General features: G+C 63.0%; 22 protein-coding genes and 2 tRNA genes. 21 read left to right on the plus strand and 3 right to left on the minus strand.

From position 1 onward, the window contains the following. Positions 1-150: 150 nt before the first annotated feature. The 3 genes from rluC to IAE34_RS22425 are packed head-to-tail and all read left to right on the plus strand — an operon-like array spanning position 151 to position 2791. Positions 151-1107: a 23S rRNA pseudouridine(955/2504/2580) synthase RluC gene (gene rluC / locus IAE34_RS22415; protein ID WP_200141146.1), complete on the plus strand. Its 957-nt coding sequence runs from the start codon at positions 151-153 to the stop codon at positions 1105-1107. 6 nt (positions 1108-1113) lie between these two features. Then, positions 1114-1803 (plus strand): HAD family hydrolase, encoded by a 690-nt coding sequence (locus tag IAE34_RS22420; protein WP_200141147.1) that lies wholly within the window; start codon positions 1114-1116, stop codon positions 1801-1803. Further along, positions 1796-2791: a S49 family peptidase gene (locus IAE34_RS22425; protein ID WP_200141148.1), complete on the plus strand. Its 996-nt coding sequence runs from the start codon at positions 1796-1798 to the stop codon at positions 2789-2791. Before IAE34_RS22420 ends, IAE34_RS22425 begins: the two co-directional genes overlap by 8 nt. A 31-nt stretch (positions 2792-2822) precedes the next feature. On the opposite strand, the gene IAE34_RS22430 is transcribed toward IAE34_RS22425, so the two are convergent. Continuing rightward, positions 2823-3401: a Maf family protein gene (locus IAE34_RS22430; protein ID WP_200141149.1), complete on the minus strand. Its 579-nt coding sequence runs from the start codon at positions 3399-3401 to the stop codon at positions 2823-2825. Between the two features lie 93 nt (positions 3402-3494). On the opposite strand from IAE34_RS22430, the gene IAE34_RS22435 reads away from it, so the two are divergent. The 15 genes from IAE34_RS22435 to IAE34_RS22505 all read left to right on the plus strand — a co-directional run bounded on the left by IAE34_RS22435 (position 3495) and on the right by IAE34_RS22505 (position 15682). Beyond that, on the plus strand, positions 3495-4022 hold the full coding sequence (locus tag IAE34_RS22435) for a YceD family protein (RefSeq protein ID WP_200141150.1): 528 nt from the start codon (positions 3495-3497) through the stop codon (positions 4020-4022). A 13-nt stretch (positions 4023-4035) separates the two neighbouring features. Continuing rightward, on the plus strand, positions 4036-4218 hold the full coding sequence (gene rpmF / locus IAE34_RS22440) for a 50S ribosomal protein L32 (protein ID WP_008096416.1): 183 nt from the start codon (positions 4036-4038) through the stop codon (positions 4216-4218). A 3-nt stretch (positions 4219-4221) separates the two neighbouring features. Continuing rightward, a complete protein-coding gene (gene plsX, locus IAE34_RS22445) occupies positions 4222-5232 on the plus strand; it encodes a phosphate acyltransferase PlsX (RefSeq protein ID WP_200141151.1) in 1011 nt (336 codons plus the stop codon). A 127-nt stretch (positions 5233-5359) separates the two neighbouring features. Continuing rightward, entirely contained in the window at positions 5360-6298 is a 939-nt protein-coding gene (gene fabD / locus IAE34_RS22450) for an ACP S-malonyltransferase (RefSeq protein WP_200141152.1), read from the plus strand. Between the two features lie 17 nt (positions 6299-6315). After that, positions 6316-7056, plus strand: a complete 741-nt coding sequence (gene fabG, locus IAE34_RS22455; protein WP_200141153.1) for a 3-oxoacyl-ACP reductase FabG — start codon at positions 6316-6318, stop codon at positions 7054-7056. Between the two features lie 204 nt (positions 7057-7260). After that, positions 7261-7497 (plus strand): acyl carrier protein, encoded by a 237-nt coding sequence (gene acpP, locus IAE34_RS22460; protein ID WP_200141154.1) that lies wholly within the window; start codon positions 7261-7263, stop codon positions 7495-7497. A 164-nt stretch (positions 7498-7661) separates the two neighbouring features. Then, entirely contained in the window at positions 7662-8906 is a 1245-nt protein-coding gene (gene fabF, locus IAE34_RS22465; RefSeq protein WP_200141155.1) for a beta-ketoacyl-ACP synthase II, read from the plus strand. Further along, the gene (pabC, locus tag IAE34_RS22470) at positions 8906-9727 is read left to right on the plus strand and encodes an aminodeoxychorismate lyase (RefSeq protein WP_200141156.1); all 822 of its coding nucleotides are present in this window, start codon (positions 8906-8908) and stop codon (positions 9725-9727) included. Before fabF ends, pabC begins: the two co-directional genes overlap by 1 nt. A 3-nt stretch (positions 9728-9730) precedes the next feature. Then, positions 9731-10906: an endolytic transglycosylase MltG gene (gene mltG, locus IAE34_RS22475; protein WP_200141157.1), complete on the plus strand. Its 1176-nt coding sequence runs from the start codon at positions 9731-9733 to the stop codon at positions 10904-10906. Between the two features lie 9 nt (positions 10907-10915). Next, positions 10916-11548 carry a dTMP kinase gene (tmk, locus tag IAE34_RS22480; RefSeq protein WP_200141158.1) on the plus strand — a complete coding sequence of 211 codons (633 nt, stop codon included), beginning with the start codon at positions 10916-10918 and terminating at the stop codon, positions 11546-11548. After that, positions 11541-12527 (plus strand): DNA polymerase III subunit delta', encoded by a 987-nt coding sequence (locus tag IAE34_RS22485; RefSeq protein ID WP_200141159.1) that lies wholly within the window; start codon positions 11541-11543, stop codon positions 12525-12527. Before tmk ends, IAE34_RS22485 begins: the two co-directional genes overlap by 8 nt. Positions 12528-12564: 37 nt before the next feature. Beyond that, positions 12565-13347, plus strand: coding sequence for a TatD family hydrolase (locus IAE34_RS22490; protein ID WP_200141160.1), 783 nt, complete (start codon positions 12565-12567; stop codon positions 13345-13347). Positions 13348-13742: 395 nt separating this feature from the next. Continuing rightward, positions 13743-14378, plus strand: a complete 636-nt coding sequence (locus IAE34_RS22495; protein WP_200141161.1) for a TetR/AcrR family transcriptional regulator — start codon at positions 13743-13745, stop codon at positions 14376-14378. 127 nt (positions 14379-14505) lie between these two features. Further along, positions 14506-15111 carry a DUF4823 domain-containing protein gene (locus IAE34_RS22500; protein WP_200141162.1) on the plus strand — a complete coding sequence of 202 codons (606 nt, stop codon included), beginning with the start codon at positions 14506-14508 and terminating at the stop codon, positions 15109-15111. Between the two features lie 10 nt (positions 15112-15121). Next, a complete protein-coding gene (locus IAE34_RS22505) occupies positions 15122-15682 on the plus strand; it encodes a DUF1285 domain-containing protein (RefSeq protein ID WP_200141163.1) in 561 nt (186 codons plus the stop codon). A gap of 62 nt (positions 15683-15744) precedes the next feature. Here the strand turns inward: IAE34_RS22505 and IAE34_RS22510 are convergent. Both IAE34_RS22510 and IAE34_RS22515 read right to left on the minus strand, forming a co-directional pair. After that, positions 15745-15820 (minus strand) — tRNA-Asn (locus IAE34_RS22510). Positions 15821-15883: 63 nt separating this feature from the next. Beyond that, positions 15884-17080, minus strand: coding sequence for an amino acid aminotransferase (locus IAE34_RS22515; RefSeq protein WP_200141164.1), 1197 nt, complete (start codon positions 17078-17080; stop codon positions 15884-15886). Between the two features lie 284 nt (positions 17081-17364). On the opposite strand from IAE34_RS22515, the gene uvrB reads away from it, so the two are divergent. From uvrB to IAE34_RS22530, 3 genes are all read left to right on the plus strand, one after another. Continuing rightward, complete coding sequence (gene uvrB / locus IAE34_RS22520; protein ID WP_200141165.1) at positions 17365-19380, plus strand: excinuclease ABC subunit UvrB; 2016 nt, start codon at positions 17365-17367, stop codon at positions 19378-19380. Between the two features lie 278 nt (positions 19381-19658). After that, positions 19659-21140, plus strand: a complete 1482-nt coding sequence (gene gltX, locus IAE34_RS22525) for a glutamate--tRNA ligase (protein WP_200141166.1) — start codon at positions 19659-19661, stop codon at positions 21138-21140. Positions 21141-21385: 245 nt separating this feature from the next. After that, positions 21386-21461 (plus strand) — tRNA-Ala (locus IAE34_RS22530).

The raw sequence follows: 21461 nt of genomic DNA on the forward strand, positions 1-21461 counted from the left end.
CCCGTCGGACGGCCTCGCGTCCTCGAGAATTGCGTTGGTCAGAGCCGGTTGAACACCGTGCATTACTGGCCTACCGCTTATGGCGGCGTTCGCGACTATAGCAGCAATGATTAAGTGCTTCAATTCCATAAAAATTGTTATGATTCTGCGATGACGACCAATAATCCCCCGACTTCCGGCGTTCAGCTGATCGAAGTCGCGCCGGAACTTGCCGGCCAGCGTATCGACAACTTCCTCATCACCGCCCTCAAGGGTGTGCCCAAGACCCTGGTCTACCGCATCCTGCGCAAAGGCGAGGTGCGCGTGAACAAGGGCCGCATCAAGCCCGAGTACAAGCTGCAGGCCGGCGATATCGTCCGCGTGCCGCCCGTGCGCCTGCCCGAGCGCGACGAGCCGGCGCCTGTCGCCCAGGGTCTGCTGCAGCGCCTGGAGGCGGCGATCGTCTATGAGGACAAGTCCCTTATCGTGATGAACAAGCCGGCCGGCATTGCCGTGCACGGCGGCAGCGGCCTGAGCTTCGGCGTGATCGAGGCGCTGCGCCAGTTGCGTCCCGATGCCAAGGAGCTGGAGCTGGTGCATCGCCTGGACCGGGACACCTCCGGCCTGCTGATGATCGCCAAGAAGCGCAGCATGTTGCGCCACCTGCATGCCGCCTTGCGTGGCGATGGCGTCGACAAGCGCTACATGGCACTGGTGCGCGGCCACTGGCCCACGGCGAAGAAGCAGGTCAACGCGGCGTTGCAGAAAAGCAACCTGCGCTCCGGCGAGCGCATGGTCGAAGTCGACGAACAGGGCAAGGACGCCTTGACCCTGTTCAAGGTGCTGCGCCGTTTCGGCGAATTCGCCACCCTGGTGGAGGCCAGGCCGATCACCGGCCGCACCCACCAGATTCGCGTGCACACCCTGCATGCCGGCCACATGATCGCGGGCGACAGCAAGTACGGGGACGAGGATTTCAGCCGCGAGATCCGCGATCTGGGCGGCAAGCGCCTGTTCCTGCATGCCTATGCGCTGACCGTGCCGCTGCCCGACGGTGGTGAGCTCAAGCTCGAGGCGCCGGTCGACGACATGTGGGCCAAGACCATCCAACGCCTGGCTACGGACTGAACCGACATGCGCACACCCTACGAGCTGCTGATATTCGACTGGGACGGCACGCTGGCCGATTCCATCGGGCGTATCGTCGAGTCGGTGAATGTGGCCGCCAAGCGCGCCGGGCATGCGCCCAGCGCAGAGGCGGCGGTCAAGGGCATCATCGGCCTGGCCCTGGATGAGGCGATTTCGGTGCTGTACCCGCAGTTGGACGCGCGCGCGGTTCAAGCCTTTCGTCAGCATTACGCCGATGTCTACACGGCCCTGGACCAGCAGCCGTCGCCGCTGTTCGAGGGGGTCAGGGAATCGCTGGAGGCCTTCCGGGCGCAGGGCTATCGGCTGGCGGTGGCCACCGGCAAGGCTCGCCGCGGCCTGGATCGGGTGCTCAAGGCCAATGGCTGGGAGCGCTACTTCGACATCACTCGCGCCGCCGACGAAACCCGCGGCAAGCCGCATCCCTTGATGCTCCAGGAAATCCTCGCTCACTGTCAGGTCGAACCGGCTGCGGCGCTGATGGTCGGAGACTCGACGTTCGATCTGCAGATGGCCAGCAATGCCGGCATGCATTCGGTTGCCGTGGGTTATGGCGCGATGCCATTGCAGGCGCTTGCCGAGTTCGGCCCCCAGGTGTGCATCGAACACTTTTCACAATTGCGCGAGTGGCTTGCAGGCGCCGCGCAGTCCCACTCCAAGGTAGGTGAGCATGGCTGACGAATGGAAGGCACCCGACGCCGAGCAGGCGAGCGAAAGCAAGGAAGAGGGCAAAAGCTGGAGGCTGCTGGAGAAAACCCTGCTGGCCAGCGTGCAGGAGCAGCGCCGTGCCCGCCGTTGGGGCATCTTCTTCAAGCTGCTGACCTTCATCTATTTGTTCGGCCTGCTGTTCCTGTTCTCGCCCTTCATGGATGGGGACGGCACGGCGTCGCGCAGCGCCAGCCATACCGCGTTGGTGGAGGTGCGCGGCGTGATCGCCGACCAGGAAGCTGCCAGCGCCGACAACATCATCAAAAGTTTGCGCGAGGCCTTCAAGGACGCCAAGACCAAGGCCGTGGTAATGCGCATCAACAGCCCGGGCGGCAGTCCCGTGCAGGCCGGCTACGTCTATGACGAGATCCGGCGTCTGCGTGGCGAGTACCCGGCGATCAAGCTCTACGCGGTCATTACCGATCTTGGGGCTTCCGGCGCTTACTACATCGCCAGTGCGGCCGATGAGATCTATGCCGACAAGGCCAGCCTGGTCGGCTCGATCGGGGTAACGGCGGCGGGCTACGGTTTCGTCGGGGCCATGGAGAAGCTGGGTGTCGAGCGTCGTGCCTACACCTCGGGCGAACACAAGGCCTTCCTCGACCCGTTCTCGCCGCAGAAGCCCGACGAGACGGCGTTCTGGCAGGGTGTGCTGGATACCACGCACAACCAGTTCATCGCCATGGTCAAGCAGGGTCGCGGTGATCGCCTGAAGGACAAGGAGCACCCCGAGCTGTTCAGCGGCCTGATCTGGTCTGGCGAGCAGGCCAAGGCGCTGGGATTGGTCGATGGCCTGGGCAGCGCCAGCTATGTGGCGCGCGACATCGTGGGCGAGAAGGATCTGGTGGACTTCACTGTGCAGGAATCGCCATTCGACCGCTTCTCCAAGCGCATCGGTGCCAGCGTGGCCGAGCACCTGTCGCTGTACATGGGCCTGCAAGGGCCGTCCCTGCGTTGAGGGGGTGGGGCCGTCATCCGGCCCCTCGGTCTCAGGGTAGCGGCACGCCCTCTTCGAGCAGCATGTCCACCAGGCGAATCAGCGGCAGGCCTATCAGGCTGGTCGCGTCGCTGCCCTCGGTGCTCTGGAACAGCGTGATGCCCAGGCCTTCGGCCTTGAAGCTGCCAGCGCAGTCCAGCGGCTGTTCGGCCTGTACGTAGCGCTCTACCCGTTCACGCTCCAGCTCGCGAAAGGTCACGGTGAACGGGATGCAGTCCACCTGGCAGCGCCCGGTGGCGCTGTCGAGCAGTGCCAGGCCAGTGAGGAAGGTTACCGAGCGTCCACTGGCGGCCAGCAATTGTTCGCAGGCGCGCTCGGGGGTGTGGGGCTTGCCCAGTATCCGGTCGTCGAGCACCGCGACCTGATCCGAGCCGATGATCAGGTGGTGCGGATGGGTGGCCGCCAGGGCCTGGGCTTTGGCCAGGGCCAGTCGGCGGACCAGCTCCGTGGCAGGCTCGCCAGCCCGGGGCGACTCGTCGATGTCGGGGCTGGCGCAGGTGAATGGCAGGCGCAGGCGCTGGAGCAATTCGCGCCGGTAAGGGGAGCTTGAGGCGAGCAGCAAAGAGCGCATGGTGGACTCCTGGACAATTGGCGGATTCTAACACGCGCGTTGGGCCTAATTTCCTTTGACAGCGGCAGGGGGCATCCCTAGAATGCTGCGCCTATGTTGAATGACCCGATTCCATCTCACGTTGACCCGCGCAAATTGGCCGATCGTGGCGTAACCCTTGAAGGTTCGCTGTCGCTCGCCGATTTGGAAAGACTCTGCGACCCGCTTTCCGACACTGTCGGTACGGTGCAGGCGAAGTTCGATTTTGAACGAGACGAGCAGCACGTCGTGGTGATCCACAGCGACCTGAACGTCGAGGTCAAAATGGTTTGCCAGCGTTGTCTTGAGCTGGTCACCCTGCCGATCCACAGCGAATGCACTTACGCCGTGGTGAAGGAGGGTGCGAATACCCAGTCGTTGCCGAAAGGCTATGACGTGCTGGAACTGGGCGAAGATCCTTTGGATCTGCAGGCGCTGATCGAAGAGGAGCTTTTGCTCGCGCTTCCCATCGTGCCTGCTCACCATCCGGAAGAATGCCAGCAGCCGGCGGGCGCAGACGAGCCCGAATCGAGCAAGGACGAGGTATCGCGGTCCAACCCGTTCAGTGTCTTGGCGCAGTTAAAGCGTGACCCAAACGTTTAGGAGTTAATCAATTATGGCTGTTCAGCAGAACAAAAAATCCCGCTCTGCCCGTGACATGCGCCGTTCGCACGACGCCCTGTCGGAAAACGCACTGTCGGTAGAGAAAAGCACCGGTGAAGTTCACCTGCGCCACCACGTTTCGCCTGAAGGCGTATACCGTGGTCGCAAAGTGATCGACAAGGGCGCTGACGAGTAATCCTTGTCCGCTCAGATCATCGCGATCGACGCAATGGGCGGGGACTTCGGTCCCCGCAGCATTGTTCAGGCCAGTATCGCCTGCCTCACGGCCACTCCCTCGCTGCACCTGACCCTCGTCGGTCAACCCTCTCTCCTCGAACCCCTCGTCAGCGACTTAGCCCTCGCCGATCGCGCGCGCCTGCACATCGTCGCTGCCAGCGAAGTGGTGCAGATGGACGAGCGGCCGTCGCAGGCGCTGCGCGGCAAACCCGACTCGTCGATGCGCATCGCCCTGGAGCTGGTGCGTGACGGCAAGGCGCATGCCTGTGTCAGTGCCGGCAACACCGGCGCGCTGATGGCACTCTCGCGATTCCTGCTCAAGACGCTGCCAGGCGTGGATCGGCCGGCCATGGTGGCGGCGATTCCAACGCGCAGCGGTCATTGCCAGTTGCTCGACCTGGGCGCCAACGTCGATTGCACCGCCGAGCAGCTGTATCAGTTCGCGGTGATGGGTTCGGTGGCCGCCCAGGCGCTGGGCGTGCAGCGCCCGCGGGTGGCCCTGCTCAACGTCGGCACCGAGGACATCAAGGGCAACCAGCAGGTGAAGCTGGCCGCCAACCTTCTGCAAGGCGCTCGCGACCTGAACTATGTCGGCTTCATCGAGGGTGACGGTCTGTACCGTGGCCAGGCCGATGTCGCGGTCTGCGACGGTTTCGTCGGCAACGTGCTGCTCAAGTCCAGCGAGGGGCTGGCGAGCATGATCGGCGAGCGCATGGAGGCCTTGTTCAAAGGCGGGCTGCTCGCTCGCGCCGCTGGCGCCTTGGCCATGCCGCTGCTCAGGCGCCTGCAGGCGGACCTCGCCCCGGCGCGCCACAATGGCGCCAGTTTCCTCGGGCTGCAAGGCATCGTCATAAAAAGCCACGGTTCTGCCGGTGTGCAGGGCCTGGAGAGCGCCATCCGGCGTGCTTCAGTCGAGATTCAGGAAAACCTGCCGCAACAGCTGCACGGTCGACTCGAAGACCTGCTGCTGTGAGTCGCTCAGCCATGACAAGGTTAAATGTGACCGTTCGGTCTGCGTTTCCATCCAAGTTTTCAGATTCCGTGCCCGGCCATCGCCAGGGCGCACCTCATCCGATGACAAGATCATAGGGGCTTGTTCAATGTCTGCATCCCTCGCATTCGTCTTTCCTGGTCAGGGCTCCCAATCGCTGGGCATGCTCGCCGAGCTCGGCGCCGAGCAGCCGCTGGTCATCGAGACCTTCAAGGAGGCCTCGCAGGCTCTGGGCTACGACCTGTGGAAACTGGTCCAGGAAGGCCCTGAGGATCAACTCAATCAAACCGACAAGACGCAGCCCGCCATCCTGACCGCCTCGATCGCCCTCTGGCGTCTGTGGCTGGAGCAGGGCGGTGAGCGTCCGGCCTATGTGGCCGGCCACAGCCTGGGCGAATACAGCGCCCTGGTCGCAGCCGGTAGCCTGTCACTCAAGGATGCGGTGCGTCTGGTCGAACGCCGTGGCCAGCTGATGCAGGAAGCCGTGCCGGCCGGTCATGGCGCCATGGCGGCCATCCTGGGTCTGGATGACGCCGTGGTGGTGGATATCTGCAGCGAAGCTGCAGAGGACGAAGTGGTCAGCGCGGTCAATTTCAACTCGCCTGGCCAGGTCGTCATCGCGGGTAACAAGGCGGCGGTCGATCGAGCCATCGAGCTGTGCAAGGCCAAGGGTGCCAAGCGTGCGTTGCCGCTGTCGGTGAGCGTGCCATCGCACTGCGCACTGATGAAGCCTGCGGCCGAGCGCTTCGCCGAGGCGGTCAATGCCATTGAGTGGCAGGCTGCGCAGATCCCGCTGGTACAGAATGTCAGCGCGGCGGTGCCGGCCGACCTGGACGCGCTCAAGCGTGACCTGCTGGCGCAGCTGTACCAGCCCGTGCGCTGGGTCGAGTGCGTGCAGACCCTGGCTGCCCACGGTGCAGTGCAACTGGTGGAGTGCGGCCCAGGCAAGGTCCTGGCCGGCCTGAACAAGCGTTGCGCCGATGGCGTGACCACCTACAACCTCAATACCCCCGACGCCATCGCCGCCACCCGTGCGGCGCTGGCCTGATATCTGGAGAAACTTGCATGAGCCTGCAAGGTAAAGTTGCACTGGTCACCGGCGCCAGCCGTGGCATCGGCCAGGCCATCGCCCTCGAACTGGGTCGCCAGGGCGCCATCGTGATCGGTACCGCCACGTCCGCCTCCGGTGCCGAGCGCATCGCCGAGACGCTCAAGAGCCATGGCGTGGCCGGTACCGGCCTGGAGCTGAACGTCACCAGCCTGGATTCGGTGAACGCGGTGCTGAGCACCATTCAGGAGCAGTTCGGTGCGCCGACGATCCTGGTCAACAACGCCGGTATCACCCGTGACAACCTGATGCTGCGCATGAAAGACGATGAGTGGTTCGATGTGATCGATACCAACCTCAACAGCCTGTACCGTCTGTCCAAGGGTGTGCTGCGCGGCATGACCAAGGCTCGGTGGGGTCGTATCATCAGCATCGGCTCGGTGGTCGGCGCGATGGGCAATGCCGGGCAGGCCAATTACGCCGCAGCCAAGGCCGGTCTGGAAGGCTTCAGTCGCGCTCTGGCGCGTGAAGTCGGCTCTCGTGGTATCACCGTCAACTCGGTCACTCCAGGCTTCATCGACACCGACATGACCCGCGAGCTTCCTGAGGCGCAGCGCGAAGCGTTGCAGACGCAAATTCCGCTGGGGCGCCTGGGTCAGGCCGAGGAAATCGCCAAGGTGGTGTCCTTCCTGGCTTCCGATGGCGCAGCCTACGTGACCGGTGCCACGGTACCGGTCAACGGCGGGATGTACATGTAACCTTGGCAACCCAATGTGACGGATCGCTTCAGAAAACAGTCATACTGGGTGTCTAAAATCCGTTATAAAGCTGCAATCAGATTCCAGGCGGCAGGTCGTCAGACCCAGGAGAAGGCGCGTGATGCTTGAAAACCGGGCGCCTTCCTATAAACTTGGGCACCGGCCAGCTGCCTGACATATATCCACTAGGAGTGAAATCTAGTTATGAGCACCATCGAAGAACGCGTCAAGAAAATCGTTGCCGAGCAACTGGGCGTGAAGGAAGAAGAAGTCACCAATGAGAAGTCCTTCGTTGACGATCTGGGTGCCGACTCCCTTGACACCGTCGAGCTGGTAATGGCTCTGGAAGAGGAATTCGAGACCGAAATCCCTGACGAAGAAGCCGAAAAGATCACCACCGTTCAAGCCGCCATCGACTACGTCAACAACCAAAAAGGTTAAGACGCTGTAGTCGACGCTGCTTGTCGGGAAAAACCGCACTGCCAATTGGCGTGCGGTTTTTTCTTTGCGAGTCGGGCGTTTGTCAACCGGGAGCCTGTCGCCATTTCATTCCACGCGAATGAGTGCAATGGCAAGAGACTCTGTCAACAGAAAAGGAGAGTGCTGTGTCGCGTAGACGCGTCGTGGTCACCGGAATGGGTATGCTGTCGCCACTGGGTACCGATGTACCGAGCACCTGGCAGGGCATTCTGGCAGGCCGCAGTGGCATCGGTCCGATCGAGCATACGGACCTGAGTGCCTACTCCACCCGTTTCGGCGGCTCGGTAAAGGGCTTCGAGGTCGAGCAGTACCTGTCGGCCAAGGAAGCGCGCAAGCTCGACCTGTTCATTCAGTATGGCCTGGCGGCGGGCTTCCAGGCCGTGCGAAACGCGGGCCTGGAAGTGACCGACGCCAACCGCGAGCGTGTCGGCGTGGCCATGGGCTCGGGGATCGGTGGCCTGACCAACATCGAAGACACCAGCCGGACCTTGCACGAGCAAGGCCCACGGCGGATTTCACCCTTCTTCGTGCCGGGTTCGATCATCAACATGATCTCTGGTTTCCTGTCGATCCATCTGGGTCTGCAGGGGCCCAACTACGCCATTTCCACGGCCTGCACCACCGGCACTCACTGCATCGGCATGGCCGCGCGCAACATCGCCTATGGCGAAGCGGACGTGATGATCGCCGGTGGCGCGGAGATGGCCGCCTGCGGTCTGGGCATGGGTGGCTTCGGCGCCTCGCGCGCCCTGTCGACACGCAACGACGAGCCGGCGCGGGCCAGCCGTCCATGGGACAAGGGCCGGGATGGCTTCGTGCTGTCGGACGGCGCGGGTGCCCTGGTGCTCGAGGAGCTCGAACACGCCAAGGCCCGTGGTGCGACCATCTACGCGGAACTGGTGGGCTTCGGCATGAGCGGTGACGCCTTCCACATGACCTCGCCGCCGGATACCGGTGACGGCGCGGCGCGTTGCATGATCAATGCCCTGCGTGATGCCGGTGTGGCCCCCCATGAGGTCAGCTACATCAATGCCCACGGTACGTCCACGCCGGCCGGCGACATCGCCGAGGTGGCCGCGATCAAGCGGGTGTTCGGCGAGCATGCCTACTCGCTGGCGGTCAGCTCCACCAAGTCGATGACCGGCCACCTGCTGGGCGCGGCTGGCGCGGTGGAGGCGATCTTCAGCGTGCTGGCGATCAACAGCCAGATGGCCCCGCCGACCATCAACCTGGATGAGCCCGATGACGGCTGCGATCTGGACTTCGTGCCGCACCAGGCGCGCAGCATGCCGATCGACGTGGTGCTGTCCAACTCGTTCGGCTTCGGTGGGACCAACGGCTCCCTGGTGTTCCGTCGGTTCGCCGACTGATGCTCAGCTGGATCGACGGCCAGCCTGCGGCTGCGCTCGACTTGCGTAATCGTGGGCTGGCCTACGGCGATGGTCTGTTCGAGACCCTTGCCGTGCGCGGCGGCAAGCCTGCGCTGCTGCAGCGCCACCTCGATCGTCTGGCGCTGGGCTGCCAGCGCCTGGCCATCGAGCTTGACCTGGCGTTGGTGCAGCGGGAGTTGCAGGCCTATGCCAGCCAGTTGGGCGAGGGCGTGGTCAAGCTGATCGTGACCCGGGGCGATAGCCAGCGCGGCTATGCGCCCGCCGTCGGGGCCATGCCTCGACGAATCCTGCAGAACAGCCCGCCACCCGCCTATCCGGCAGCTCACGCCGAGCAAGGCGTGCTGCTGTTCGACTGTCAGACGCGTCTGGCCCGGCAGCCCTTGCTGGCCGGTCTGAAACATCTCAATCGCCTGGAGCAGGTGATGGCGCGTGCCGAGTGGCAAGATCCGGCCTTCGCCGAGGGCTTGATGCGCGATACCCAGGGCGCCGTCGTCGAAGGTGTCTACAGCAACCTGTTCCTGGTACTCGACGGTAGCCTGTACACCGCTGACCTGAGCCAGTGCGGCGTCGCCGGTGTCATGCGTGCCGAGTTGCTGGAGCAGGCGGCGGGTCTGGGGCTGCAGGTGCGGGTCGGCGAGCTTTCCCTGGCACAGTTGCGCCAGGCCAGCGAAGTGTTCGTCTGTAACAGCGTTTATGGTATCTGGCCGGTGCTGGGCGTGCCTGCGCTCAAGCTCGACTGGTCGGCGGGGCCGCTCACCCGTAAACTGCAGGCCGTTGCCCGGACGTTACTGGATACCTGATTCGTGAGACGTAAATTCCTGCTGCTGCTGGAAATGGGCCTGGTCCTCGCCGGTCTGGCGGTCGGCTGGTCGGCCTGGAAAGTGCATTCCTCCCTGCAGCAGCCCTTGCGGGTGACCGAAGAGCGCCTGCTGGACGTGCCGACCGGCACCAACCCCAACCGCATGTTCTACCGCATGCAGAACGAAGGCCTGCTCGACGATGCGCTGTGGTTGCGCCTGTATTGGCGGTTCAATCAGGCCGGTACCGCCCTGCACACCGGTGAGTACCGCATCACGCCGGGCATGACGGTCCAGGCGCTGATCGATGCCTGGCGCCGCGGCGATGTCGTGCAGTACAACCTGACCCTCGTCGAAGGTTGGACCTTCCGCCAGTTGCGCGCGGCGCTGGCCAGGCACGACAAGATCAGGCACAGCCTCGAGGGCTTGTCCGACAGCGAGGTGATGGACAAGCTGGGACATCCTGGCGTCTTCCCGGAGGGGCGCTTTTTCCCCGATACCTATCGCTTCGTGCGGGGCATGAGCGATGTCGAGCTGCTGCAGCAGGCGTACGAGCGTCTGGAAGACGTGCTGGCCAGGGAATGGGCGCAGCGCGCCGCCGACCTGCCGTACCGCGACCCTTATCAGGCATTGATCATGGCCTCCCTGGTGGAGAAGGAAACCGGTATCGCTCAGGAGCGTGGGCAAATCGCCGGTGTGTTCGTGCGCCGCCTGCGCCTGGGCATGATGCTGCAGACCGACCCTACCGTGATCTACGGCATGGGCGAGCGCTACAATGGCAAGATCACCCGTGCCGACCTGCGCGCGCCGACGCCCTACAACACCTACACCAATACCGGCTTGCCGCCCACGCCCATCGCCATGGTCGGGCGCGAAGCGATCCATGCCGCCCTGAACCCGAGCGATGGCACGAGCCTGTATTTCGTGGCGCGCGGTGACGGCAGCCATGTGTTCTCCGACGATCTGGACGATCACAATTCGGCTGTCCGCCAATACCAGCTCAAGCGCCGTGCCGACTACCGTTCCAGCCCGGCCACCCAGGCACCCGCCGGGCAAGCATCGGAGCCGGAGCCTGCCCAGGGCAGTGGGTCGTCACCCGTGGAGTCACCCGCCAGCGAACCGGCCACCGGCGCCGAGCCTTCCAAACAGGACGAAACGCCGTCCGCCCCTGAAGCACACTGAGGAGTATCCGTGAGCGGTCTGTTCATCACCCTAGAGGGCCCCGAAGGTGCGGGCAAGAGCACCAACCGCGAGTACCTGGCGGCGCGCCTGCGCGAGCAGGGCGTGAACGTGGTGATGACTCGGGAGCCTGGGGGCACGCCCCTGGCCGAACGCATCCGCGAACTGTTGCTCGACCCCAGTGACGAAGCGATGGCGGTCGATACCGAGCTGCTGCTGATGTTCGCCGCCCGTGCCCAGCACCTGGCCCAGGTAATTCGGCCAGCGTTGGCGGCGGGCGCCGTGGTGCTGTGCGACCGTTTCACCGACGCCACCTACGCTTACCAGGGTGGTGGTCGCGGCCTGCCGCTGGAGCGCATCGCCCTGCTGGAAACCTTCGTGCAGGGTGAGCTGCGCCCCGATCTGACGCTGGTGTTCGACCTTCCAGTGGAGGTCGGCCTGGCGCGCGCGGCGGCGCGGGGTCGTCTGGATCGCTTCGAGCAGGAAGGGCAGGGCTTCTTCGAAGCTGTCCGCCAGGCGTACCTGCGCCGTGCCGCGGCTGCCCCCGAGCGCTACCGGTTGCTGGACGCGGCCCAGCCCTTGGCGGCTGTGCAGCAGGCCATCGATGCGCTGGTGCCTGCCATCCTGGAGCGCGGTCGTGGCTGAATCCTTCGCTTGGCAGCAGGCGCTCTGGGAGCAACTGGCCGGACGCCGCCAGCATGCCCATGCCTATCTGCTGCACGGGCCGCAAGGGATCGGCAAACGCGCATTGGCCGAACGGCTGATGGCGTTGCTGCTCTGTCAGCGGCCAAGCGATCGGCAGGCCTGCGGCCAGTGCAAATCCTGTCTGCTGCTCAAGGCCGGTAGCCATCCGGACAACTTCGTGCTGGAGCCTGAAGAGGCCGACAAGCCGATCAAGGTCGACCAGGTGCGTGAGCTGGTCGCGTTCGTGGTGCAGACGGCCCAGCAGGGTGGGCGCAAGGTGGTGTTGATCGAGCCGGTCGAGGCGATGAACGTCAATGCGGCGAATGCGTTGCTCAAGAGTCTCGAAGAACCGTCTGGCGACACGGTGCTGCTGCTGGTCAGCCATCAACCCAGTCGCCTGCTGCCGACCATCAGAAGCCGGTGCCAGCAAATCGCCTGTACGCAACCCACGCCGGCCCAGAGCGAGGCCTGGCTGGCTGCCGCGCTGCCCGATGCCGAGCCGGGCGAACGTCAGGAACTGCTGGTGCTGGGCGCAGGCTCACCGTTGACGGCCCTCAGCCTTCATGCCCGCGGCGTGCGCGAACAGCGGGCGCTGGTCACCGAGGGCATCAAGAAGCTGCTCAAGCAGCAGCAGTCGCCCACGCAGTTGGCCGAAGCCTGGAACGCTGTGCCACTGTTGCTGTTGTTCGACTGGTTCTGTGCCTGGGCGCACCTGATCCTGCGCTATCAGCTTACCCAGGACGAGGAAGGGCTTGGCTTGCCCGACATGCGCAAGGTACTGCAATACCTGGCGCAGAAGAGCCCACAGGGCCAGGTGCTGGAATTGCAGGACTGGCTGCTCGAACAGCGTCAGAAAGTCATGGGCAAGGCCAATCTCAATCGGGTGCTTCTACTCGAGGCCGTGTTGGCGCGCTGGCAACAGTTGCCGGGCACACGCTGAAACTTCCCTTTCATCATTTCGCTCCCAGGTTGACTCCATGCTCGTAGATTCCCATTGCCACCTCGATCGTCTCGACCTGAGCGCTCACGCAGGATCACTCGATGCCGCGCTGCAGGCGGCCCGCGAGCGCGGCGTCGGGCATTTCCTGTGCATCGGCGTCAGTGCCGAGAATGCCGGCGCGGTCAAGGCGTTGAGCGAGCGCTACGCCGATGTCGATTGCTCGGTGGGCGTGCACCCCCTGGATCTGGCACCAGGTGAAACGCCCGCACTGGCATGGTTGCTGCGCGAGCTGGCTCACCCGCATGTGGTCGCGATCGGCGAGACCGGCCTGGATTATCACTACGAGCCCGAGGCCGCGGCGTTGCAGCAGGCGTCCTTCCGCCTGCACCTGCAAGCGTCGCGCGAGACCGGCAAGCCCGTGATCGTGCACACCCGCGCCGCGCGGGCGGACACCCTGGCACTGTTGCGCGAAGCTGCGCTGCCGCAGGCCGGTGTACTGCATTGTTTCACCGAAGACTGGGACATGGCGCGGGCGGCACTGGACCTGGGCTACTACATCTCGCTATCGGGTATCGTCACTTTCCGCAATGCCGAGGCATTGCGCGAGGTGGCGCGCCAGGTGCCGCACGACCGGCTGCTGGTGGAAACCGATTCACCGTACCTGGCCCCGATTCCTCATCGAGGCAAGCCGAACCTGCCGCAGTACGTGCGCGAAGTGGCCGAATATGTCGCCTCGGTAAGAGGCGTGGCGTACGAGCAATTGGCTGAGCAGACCACTGCCAATTTCAAGCGCCTGTTTCCATTGGCTCGGGTGGCCTGACGTACGCCAGCGACCTCAGGGCGCAGCCTTCAGGGCTTAAAAAAACCCGGACTCTGGGGGAGGAATCCGGGTCAAGACCATTAGGAGTAAAGCCAAGGCACGCGGTCCGTAGGTGCCTTCATCGATGTATCGCAAGGGGGTGAGCGCTGCATCGACAGTTCAAGTATTGGCCAGCTTGCACCTTGCGCCAGGGCCGATCGTACATTTTTTAAACAGATTTGGAATACCGTGGCCTTCCCAGCGCACGCCCACGCATTAGGCGATGGCAGAACCCCCTTTTCCAATGACCAGCCGATCTGTAATCATCACGAAACATTCGTTTGAGCGGAAGATCCGTGCAATTTGTCAGGACTTGGGCATAATATTCCGCTTCGATTGTCATCCCAGTCCTTCCTATGCAGAAAGAACCTCGTAAGGTCCGTGAGTTTCGTCGTCGCGAACAAGAGATCCTCGACACAGCGCTGAAACTGTTCCTGGAACAGGGTGAGGACAGCGTCACCGTCGAAATGATCGCCGACACGGTCGGCATCGGCAAAGGCACTATCTACAAACACTTCAAATCCAAGGCGGAGATCTACCTGCGCCTGATGCTCGACTACGAGCGGGATTTGAACGAACTGTTGCAGTCCAGTGATGTGGATCGCGATCAGGAAGCGCTGTCGCGCGCCTATTTCGAGTTCCGCATGCGCGATCCCCAGCGCTACCGCCTGTTCGACCGTCTCGAAGAGAAGGTGGTCAAGGGCAATCAGGTGCCGGAGATGGTCGAACAGTTGCACAGCATTCGCGCGTCCAACTTCGAGAGGCTCACCCAGTTGATCAAGGGTCGGATCAGCGAAGGCAAGCTCGAAGATGTTCCTCCCTATTTCCACTACTGCGCGGCCTGGGCGCTGGTGCATGGCGCCGTGGCGCTGTACCACTCGCCGTTCTGGAGCAACGTGCTCGAAGACCAGGAAGGCTTCTTCCAGTTCCTGATGGACATCGGCGTGCGCATGGGCAACAAGCGCAAGCGCGACCCGGAACCCGCCTCCTGACATCTGGGCCCTGGAGTCCCTTGCAGGGCCTGGAAGCGGCTCTTCGCCCAATCCCTCGCCGAACTGGCGCAAAAGCTGCATTAGGCGGCTATTCGCCGGTTTTTCGTCACCGGTCACTGGAGGGATGATGCGTAGTCTGGTCTTGCTGTTGACGCTCCTGGCGTTGGGCGGCTGCATGAAAGTCAGTGACATGGGGGAGGGCGTGCGCTATCAGCTGAGCGATGCCGGCCTGCTGGATCATAGCGATACCACCCGTACCCTGTCGGTCCGTCTGCAACCGGACTCGTTCATCTTCATCGGGCAGGGGGCGTTCGTGCCGCCCGGCAAAGGGCCAGTACCCCGGCAGAACGCGGTCGCCGAGGAGGCGTTCAAGAGCTTCGTCGAGTACTTCCCGTTGGTGCGCCGCGCCAAGGCGCCCCTTGGGCTGGAAGAGGCCATCGCCGAAGCACGCTCGGTCGGTGCCCACTATGTGCTCTATACGCGTTTCGCCCGAACCGATGACCGTATAGGCAATGGCGACGAGTGGTATGACGAGCAGGCGGTGGATCGACTCGGTTGGGACACCGGTGTGGTGCAGATGATGCTCATCGAGACCAGTACCCGCTATCTGATCGATACCGCGCGGATCAAGAGTCGTGGCGGTTTGTTGACGTTCCACGACAACACCCCGCAGGATTTGCTCGCCGAACCCATGCGCGAGTACGCTCGTAGCCTGTTGGGCATGAGCCGATAAGGGAAGGGTGATGAGCGCTGAAGGCAGGGTCGATGACATTCTGAAACAGGTTCCTACGGAAAAGGCATTGCCCCCCGTGCATCTCTGGAACCCGCCGTTCTGCGGCCACATCGACATGCGCATCGCCCGTGACGGCACTTGGTATTACCTGGGCACCCCTATCGGTCGACAGCCGATGGTTCGGCTGTTTTCCAGCATCCTGCGGCGTGATGGCGACGACTATTTCCTGGTGACTCCGGTCGAAAAGGTCGGCATTCGCGTGGACGATGCCCCGTTCGTGGCCGTTCTGGTGGAGGTTCACGGGAAAGGCGAAGATCAAGTGTTGCGCTTCACCAGCAACGTACAAGACCAGGTCGAGGCCGGCCCTGAGCATCCCTTGCGGGTTCAGACCGATCCCGCCACCGGCGAGCCGGCGCCTTACCTGCTGATGCGCGACAACCTCGAAGCGCTGATTCACCGCAATGTGTTCTACCAACTAGTCGAGTTGGCTGTGCCCCGAACCTTGGAGGGCGAGCAGTGGCTGGGTGTGTGGAGCGGTGGCCAGTACCATGTGCTGGGGCGGGCCGATTGAACCCCTGAGAGGCCGAAACGAAAAAACCTCCAGTGCTTGCGCATCTGGAGGTTTTCATCGATTGGCTCCGCGACCTGGACTCGAACCAGGGACCCAATGATTAACAGTCATTTGCTCTACCGACTGAGCTATCGCGGAATCTTTCGGTATCTTAATCAATGCCGGAGGGAAGTCAAGCCGCCCCCTTGGCAAATCAATCGCTTACAGCACTTCGACGATGGCCTTGGTCACCACGTGGATGTTGCTCTGGTTCAAGGCGGCCACTGCGATGCGACCGGTGTCCAGGGCATAGATGCCGAAATCGTTCTTCAGGCGGGTTACCTGTTCCACGGTGAGTCCCGAGTAGGAGAACATCCCCACCTGGCGTCCGACGAAGCTGAAATCACGGTTGGCGCCATAGTGCGCCAGCAATTCGACCATCTGCTTGCGCATGCCATGGATGCGTTCGCGCATCTCGCTGAGTTCGCTTTCCCACATCTGGCGCAAGGCCGCATCGTTCAGCACGGTGGCCACGATGGTTGCACCGTGGGTCGGCGGGTTGGAGTAGGTGGTGCGGATCACCCGCTTGACCTGGGACAGCACGCGGCTGCTCTGATCCTTGGAGCCGGTGACGATCGACAGGGCGCCGACGCGCTCGCCGTACAGCGAGAACGACTTGGAGAAGGAGCTGGAGACGAAGAAATCCAGGCCCGACTCGGCGAACAGGCGAACCGCGAAGGCATCCTGGTCGATGCCGTCGCCGAAGCCCTGGTAGGCCATGTCGAGGAACGGTACATGCCCCTTGGCCTTGATCACTTCCAGGGCGTTTTTCCAGTCGTCCAGTGCGAGGTCCACGCCGGTGGGGTTATGGCAGCAGGCGTGCAGCACGACGATCGATCCCGAAGGCAGGCCGTTCAGGTCCTCGAGCATGCCGGAGCGGTTCACGTCGTTGCTGTGCGCATCGTAGTAGCGGTAGCTCTGTACCGGGAAACCGGCCGATTCGAACAGGGCCCTGTGGTTTTCCCAGCTGGGATCGCTGATGGCGACGATGGCGTCCGGTGTCAGGCGCTTGAGGAAGTCGGCACCGATCTTCAGCGCGCCGGTGCCCCCCACCGCCTGCACCGTGACCACGCGACCCTCGGCCAGCAGGGGCGAATCGGCACCGAACAGCAGTTTCTGTACGGCTTGGTCATAGCTGGGAATCCCATCGATCGGCAGGTAACCGCGGGAGGCGTGCTGAGCCACACGCTGGGTCTCGGCCTGAATCACCGCACGCAGCAGCGGGATGCGGCCCTCCTCGTTGCAGTACACACCCACGCCCAGGTTGACCTTGTCGGTACGGGGATCGGCATTGAAAGCTTCGTTGAGGCCCAGGATGGGGTCGCGGGGTGCCAGCTCGACAGCGGAAAACAGGCTCATTGTTACCTTGGCTCTGAATGGAGAGTGATAGGAATCGCACCCTCCAGCCCAATGCACTGAAGCGGTGCAAACGGGGAGTCAGTATAGAGATACCCGTCGGACACTGCGACAGTCTGGCGCAGCTTTTGCGGCCATGCAGGCAAATTTTTTCGACTCTTGGCCCTTTCGTCCGGTCCACTGCAATGAACCTATACACAAGGCTTTACCGAGACTGTGCTCCAAGGCTTTTTTGCGTATAGACTACTGGCTAAATTTACAGTGCAGCGATATTTGCGAGGTCCTTCATGTCCGAGTTCCAGCTCGTCACGCGCTTCCAGCCAGCGGGTGACCAGCCCGAGGCGATCCGTCAGTTGGTGGAGGGTCTGGAGGCCGGCCTGGCCCACCAGACGCTGCTGGGCGTGACCGGCTCGGGCAAGACCTTCAGCATCGCCAACGTCATTCAGCAGGTGCAGCGGCCGACCATGGTGCTGGCGCCGAACAAGACGCTGGCCGCGCAGTTGTATGGCGAATTCAAGGCATTCTTCCCGAACAACGCCGTGGAATACTTCGTTTCCTATTACGACTACTATCAGCCCGAAGCCTATGTGCCGTCGTCGGACACCTTCATCGAGAAGGACGCCTCCATCAACGACCATATCGAGCAGATGCGCCTGTCTGCGACCAAGGCCCTGCTCGAACGCCGCGACGCGATCATCGTCACCACCGTGTCCTGCATCTACGGCCTGGGCAGCCCGGAAACCTACCTGAAAATGGTCCTTCATGTGGACCGGGGCGACAAGTTCGATCAACGCGCACTGCTGCGGCGCCTCGCCGACCTGCAGTACACCCGTAACGAAATGGACTTCGCCCGGGCCACGTTCAGGGTGCGCGGTGACGTCATCGACATCTTCCCCGCCGAGTCCGACCTCGAGGCCATTCGCATCGAGTTGTTCGATGACGAAGTCGAGAACATCGCTGCCTTCGATCCGCTCACCGGCGAGGTGATTCGCAAGTTGCCGCGCTTCACGTTCTACCCCAAGAGCCACTACGTGACGCCCCGCGAGACCTTGCTGGGGGCTGTGGAGGGCATCAAGGAGGAGCTCGGCGAGCGGCTGGAATTCCTCAACAAGGCGAACAAGCTGGTGGAGTCCCAGCGCCTGGAGCAGCGTACCCGTTTCGACCTGGAGATGATTCTCGAACTGGGCTATTGCAACGGCATCGAGAACTACTCGCGGTACCTCTCCGGTCGCCCCTCGGGCGCGCCTCCGCCCACCCTCTACGACTACCTCCCGGCCGACGCGTTGTTGGTGATCGACGAGTCCCATGTCAGCGTGCCCCAGGTGGGCGCCATGTACAAAGGCGACCGCTCGCGCAAGGAAACCCTGGTGGAGTATGGCTTCCGACTGCCATCGGCGCTGGACAACCGGCCCATGCGCTTCGACGAATGGGAGGCGGTCAGCCCGCAGACCATTTTCGTCTCGGCCACGCCAGGCCCCTACGAGGAGGAACATGCCGGGCGAGTGGTGGAGCAGGTGGTACGTCCCACCGGCCTGGTGGACCCGATCGTCGAAGTGCGCCCGGCGCTCACCCAGGTAGACGACCTGCTGTCGGAGATCGGCAAACGGGTGGCGGCCGGCGAACGCGTGCTGGCGACCACACTGACCAAGCGCATGGCCGAGGACCTGACCGATTATCTGGCCGACCATGACGTGCGCGTGCGTTACCTGCACTCGGACATCGACACCGTCGAGCGGGTCGAGATCATTCGCGATCTGCGCCTGGGCACGTTCGACGTGCTGGTGGGGATCAACCTGCTGCGCGAAGGGCTGGACATGCCCGAGGTCTCGCTGGTCGCCATCCTCGACGCCGACAAGGAAGGCTTCCTGCGCTCCGAGCGTTCGCTGATCCAGACCATCGGCCGCGCGGCCCGCAACCTGAATGGCAAGGCAATCCTGTACGGCGACCAGATCACCGGCTCCATGCAGCGGGCCATCGATGAAACCGAGCGACGCCGTGACAAGCAGATGGCGTTCAACGAGGCCAATGGCATCGTGCCCAAGGGCGTGGTCAAGGACATCACCGATATCCTCGAGGGCGCCACCGTGCCCGGTGCTCGCAGCAAGAAACGCAAGGGTATGGCCAAGGCGGCGGAAGAAGCCGCTCGGTACGAGGCCGAGCTCAAGACGCCGGGTGAAATCACCAAGCGCATCAAGGTGCTCGAGGAGAAGATGTTCCAGATGGCCCGGGATCTCGAGTTCGAAGGCGCGGCGCAGTTGCGCGACGAAATCGGTCAGCTTCGTGCGCGGCTGATTACCAGCTAGGGATTGTCGCGACTCTGCCTCACCTGGATCCGAGAATGCGCGCAGTGGGACGAGCCCGGCTCATGTGCTGGAGACCCTTGTCAGCACTCGCACTGTCGTCCGAACGCCGTCTGGGCGATGGCGGATCAGTTTCGTGCCAGGTCTGCAATCGCGGGTGGCCGGCAGGGCATGGGCCATGGCAGAGGCTCGTGACGGGACTGTGCCCGCCCATGCTGGAGACTGGAGCCCGCACCCTGCTACCATCGCGGTTTGGTTTCATTCTTTCTCCGAGACAGTCCATGACCACCGTTCGTACCCGCATCGCGCCATCGCCCACTGGCGACCCTCATGTCGGCACCGCCTACATCGCTCTGTTCAACTACTGCTTCGCCAAGCAGCACGGCGGCGAATTCATCCTGCGCATCGAAGATACCGATCAGTTGCGCTCGACTCGCGAGTCCGAACAGCAGATCTTCGACGCATTGCGCTGGCTCGGTATCGAGTGGAACGAAGGGCCTGATGTCGGCGGTCCCCATGGGCCGTACCGACAGAGCGAACGCGGCGAGATCTACGCCCGCTACGCCAAGGAGTTGGTCGAGGCCGGGCATGCTTTCTACTGCTTCTGTACCGCCGAAGAGCTCGACCAGATGCGTGCCGAGCAGATGGCTCGGGGCGAGACCCCGCGCTACGACGGTCGTGCGCTGAAGCTGAGCGCGGAGGACGTGCAGCGTCGTCTGGCCGCTGGCGAGCCGCACGTGATTCGCATGAAGGTGCCCAGCGAGGGTGTCTGTGTGGTGCCGGACATGTTGCGCGGCGATGTCGAGATTCCCTGGGACCGCATGGACATGCAGGTGCTGATGAAGAACGATGGCCTGCCCACCTACTTCCTGGCCAACGTGGTGGACGATCACCTGATGGGGATCACCCATGTACTGCGCGGCGAAGAATGGCTGCCCTCGGCACCCAAGCTGATCAAGCTGTATGAATACTTCGGTTGGGAACAGCCCAAGCTGTGCTACATGCCGCTGCTGCGCAACCCGGACAAGTCCAAGCTGTCCAAGCGCAAGAACCCCACTTCGGTGACCTTCTACGAGCGCATGGGCTTCATGCCCGAGGCCATGCTCAACTACCTGGGCCGCATGGGCTGGTCGATGCCGGATGAGCGTGAGAAATTCTCCCTGGCGGAGATGGTCGAGCATTTCGATCTGTCGCGCGTTTCCCTGGGCGGGCCGATTTTCGACATCGAGAAGCTTTCATGGCTCAACGGTCAGTGGCTGCGTGACCTGCCGGTGGAGGCGTTCGCCGCGCGGGTGCAGCAGTGGGCGTTCAATAGCGACTACATGATGAAGATCGCCCCGCACGTGCAGGGGCGGGTAGAGACCTTCAGCCAGATCGCGCCTTTGGCGGGCTTCTTCTTCGAAGGCGCACTCAAACTGGATGCGCGCCTGTTCGAGCACAAGAAGCTGACCCCTGACCAGGTACGCCAGGTGATGCAGCTGATCCTGTGGAAGCTGGAGAGTCTGCGTCAGTGGGAAAAAGAGCGCATCACTGGGTGTATCCAGGCGGTGGTCGATGCCTTGGGCCTGAAACTGCGCGACGCGATGCCCCTGATGTTCGCCTCGATATCCGGGCAGGCCAGTTCCGTTTCGGTTCTCGATGCGATGGAGATCCTGGGCCCGGACCTGACCCGTTACCGCCTGCGCCAGGCGCTGGAGTTGCTGGGCGGGGTGTCGAAGAAAGAAAACAAGGAGTGGGAGAAGCTGCTGGCAAGCATCGCCTGAAGTGCATCCGAGCGCGCCCGAGGTGAACGATGGCGGCGGATAAAGTCGCTGCCATTGCTGCAGCCTGACTGCATGTCCGGGGGCGAGGCGGTAAGTGATTGTTATCTGTGAAAAAGTTTTTGAATATTTTCGAGAATTCGTTTGACAGTCCTGCAATCGGATCTTAATATGCGCCCCGTCCACAGCGATGAACACACACGAAGCACCTGGCCCCCAGCCGTTGTTTCGGTTCAGAGCGACATCGTGGGGCTATAGCTCAGCTGGGAGAGCGCCTGCATGGCATGCAGGAGGTCAGCGGTTCGATCCCGCTTAGCTCCACCA

The organism is Pseudomonas sp. S30 (genome assembly GCF_016518545.1).
Lineage (GTDB): Bacteria > Pseudomonadota > Gammaproteobacteria > Pseudomonadales > Pseudomonadaceae > Aquipseudomonas.

Bases quoted from the DNA above. Each gene is read 5' to 3' on its own strand.
- uvrB (WP_200141165.1), top strand. From the start codon at position 17,365: ATGTCCGAGTTCCAGCTCGTCACGCGCTTCCAGCCAGCGGGTGACCAG.
- IAE34_RS22430 (WP_200141149.1), bottom strand. From the start codon at position 3,401: ATGCGCTCTTTGCTGCTCGCCTCAAGCTCCCCTTACCGGCGCGAATTG.
- acpP (WP_200141154.1), top strand. From the start codon at position 7,261: ATGAGCACCATCGAAGAACGCGTCAAGAAAATCGTTGCCGAGCAACTG.
- rpmF (WP_008096416.1), top strand. From the start codon at position 4,036: ATGGCTGTTCAGCAGAACAAAAAATCCCGCTCTGCCCGTGACATGCGC.
- fabD (WP_200141152.1), top strand. From the start codon at position 5,360: ATGTCTGCATCCCTCGCATTCGTCTTTCCTGGTCAGGGCTCCCAATCG.
- IAE34_RS22495 (WP_200141161.1), top strand. From the start codon at position 13,743: ATGCAGAAAGAACCTCGTAAGGTCCGTGAGTTTCGTCGTCGCGAACAA.
- IAE34_RS22505 (WP_200141163.1), top strand. From the start codon at position 15,122: ATGAGCGCTGAAGGCAGGGTCGATGACATTCTGAAACAGGTTCCTACG.
- IAE34_RS22435 (WP_200141150.1), top strand. From the start codon at position 3,495: ATGTTGAATGACCCGATTCCATCTCACGTTGACCCGCGCAAATTGGCC.
- IAE34_RS22425 (WP_200141148.1), top strand. From the start codon at position 1,796: ATGGCTGACGAATGGAAGGCACCCGACGCCGAGCAGGCGAGCGAAAGC.
- IAE34_RS22420 (WP_200141147.1), top strand. From the start codon at position 1,114: ATGCGCACACCCTACGAGCTGCTGATATTCGACTGGGACGGCACGCTG.
- IAE34_RS22515 (WP_200141164.1), bottom strand. From the start codon at position 17,080: ATGAGCCTGTTTTCCGCTGTCGAGCTGGCACCCCGCGACCCCATCCTG.
- pabC (WP_200141156.1), top strand. From the start codon at position 8,906: ATGCTCAGCTGGATCGACGGCCAGCCTGCGGCTGCGCTCGACTTGCGT.
- IAE34_RS22500 (WP_200141162.1), top strand. From the start codon at position 14,506: ATGCGTAGTCTGGTCTTGCTGTTGACGCTCCTGGCGTTGGGCGGCTGC.
- fabG (WP_200141153.1), top strand. From the start codon at position 6,316: ATGAGCCTGCAAGGTAAAGTTGCACTGGTCACCGGCGCCAGCCGTGGC.
- rluC (WP_200141146.1), top strand. From the start codon at position 151: ATGACGACCAATAATCCCCCGACTTCCGGCGTTCAGCTGATCGAAGTC.
- IAE34_RS22490 (WP_200141160.1), top strand. From the start codon at position 12,565: ATGCTCGTAGATTCCCATTGCCACCTCGATCGTCTCGACCTGAGCGCT.
- gltX (WP_200141166.1), top strand. From the start codon at position 19,659: ATGACCACCGTTCGTACCCGCATCGCGCCATCGCCCACTGGCGACCCT.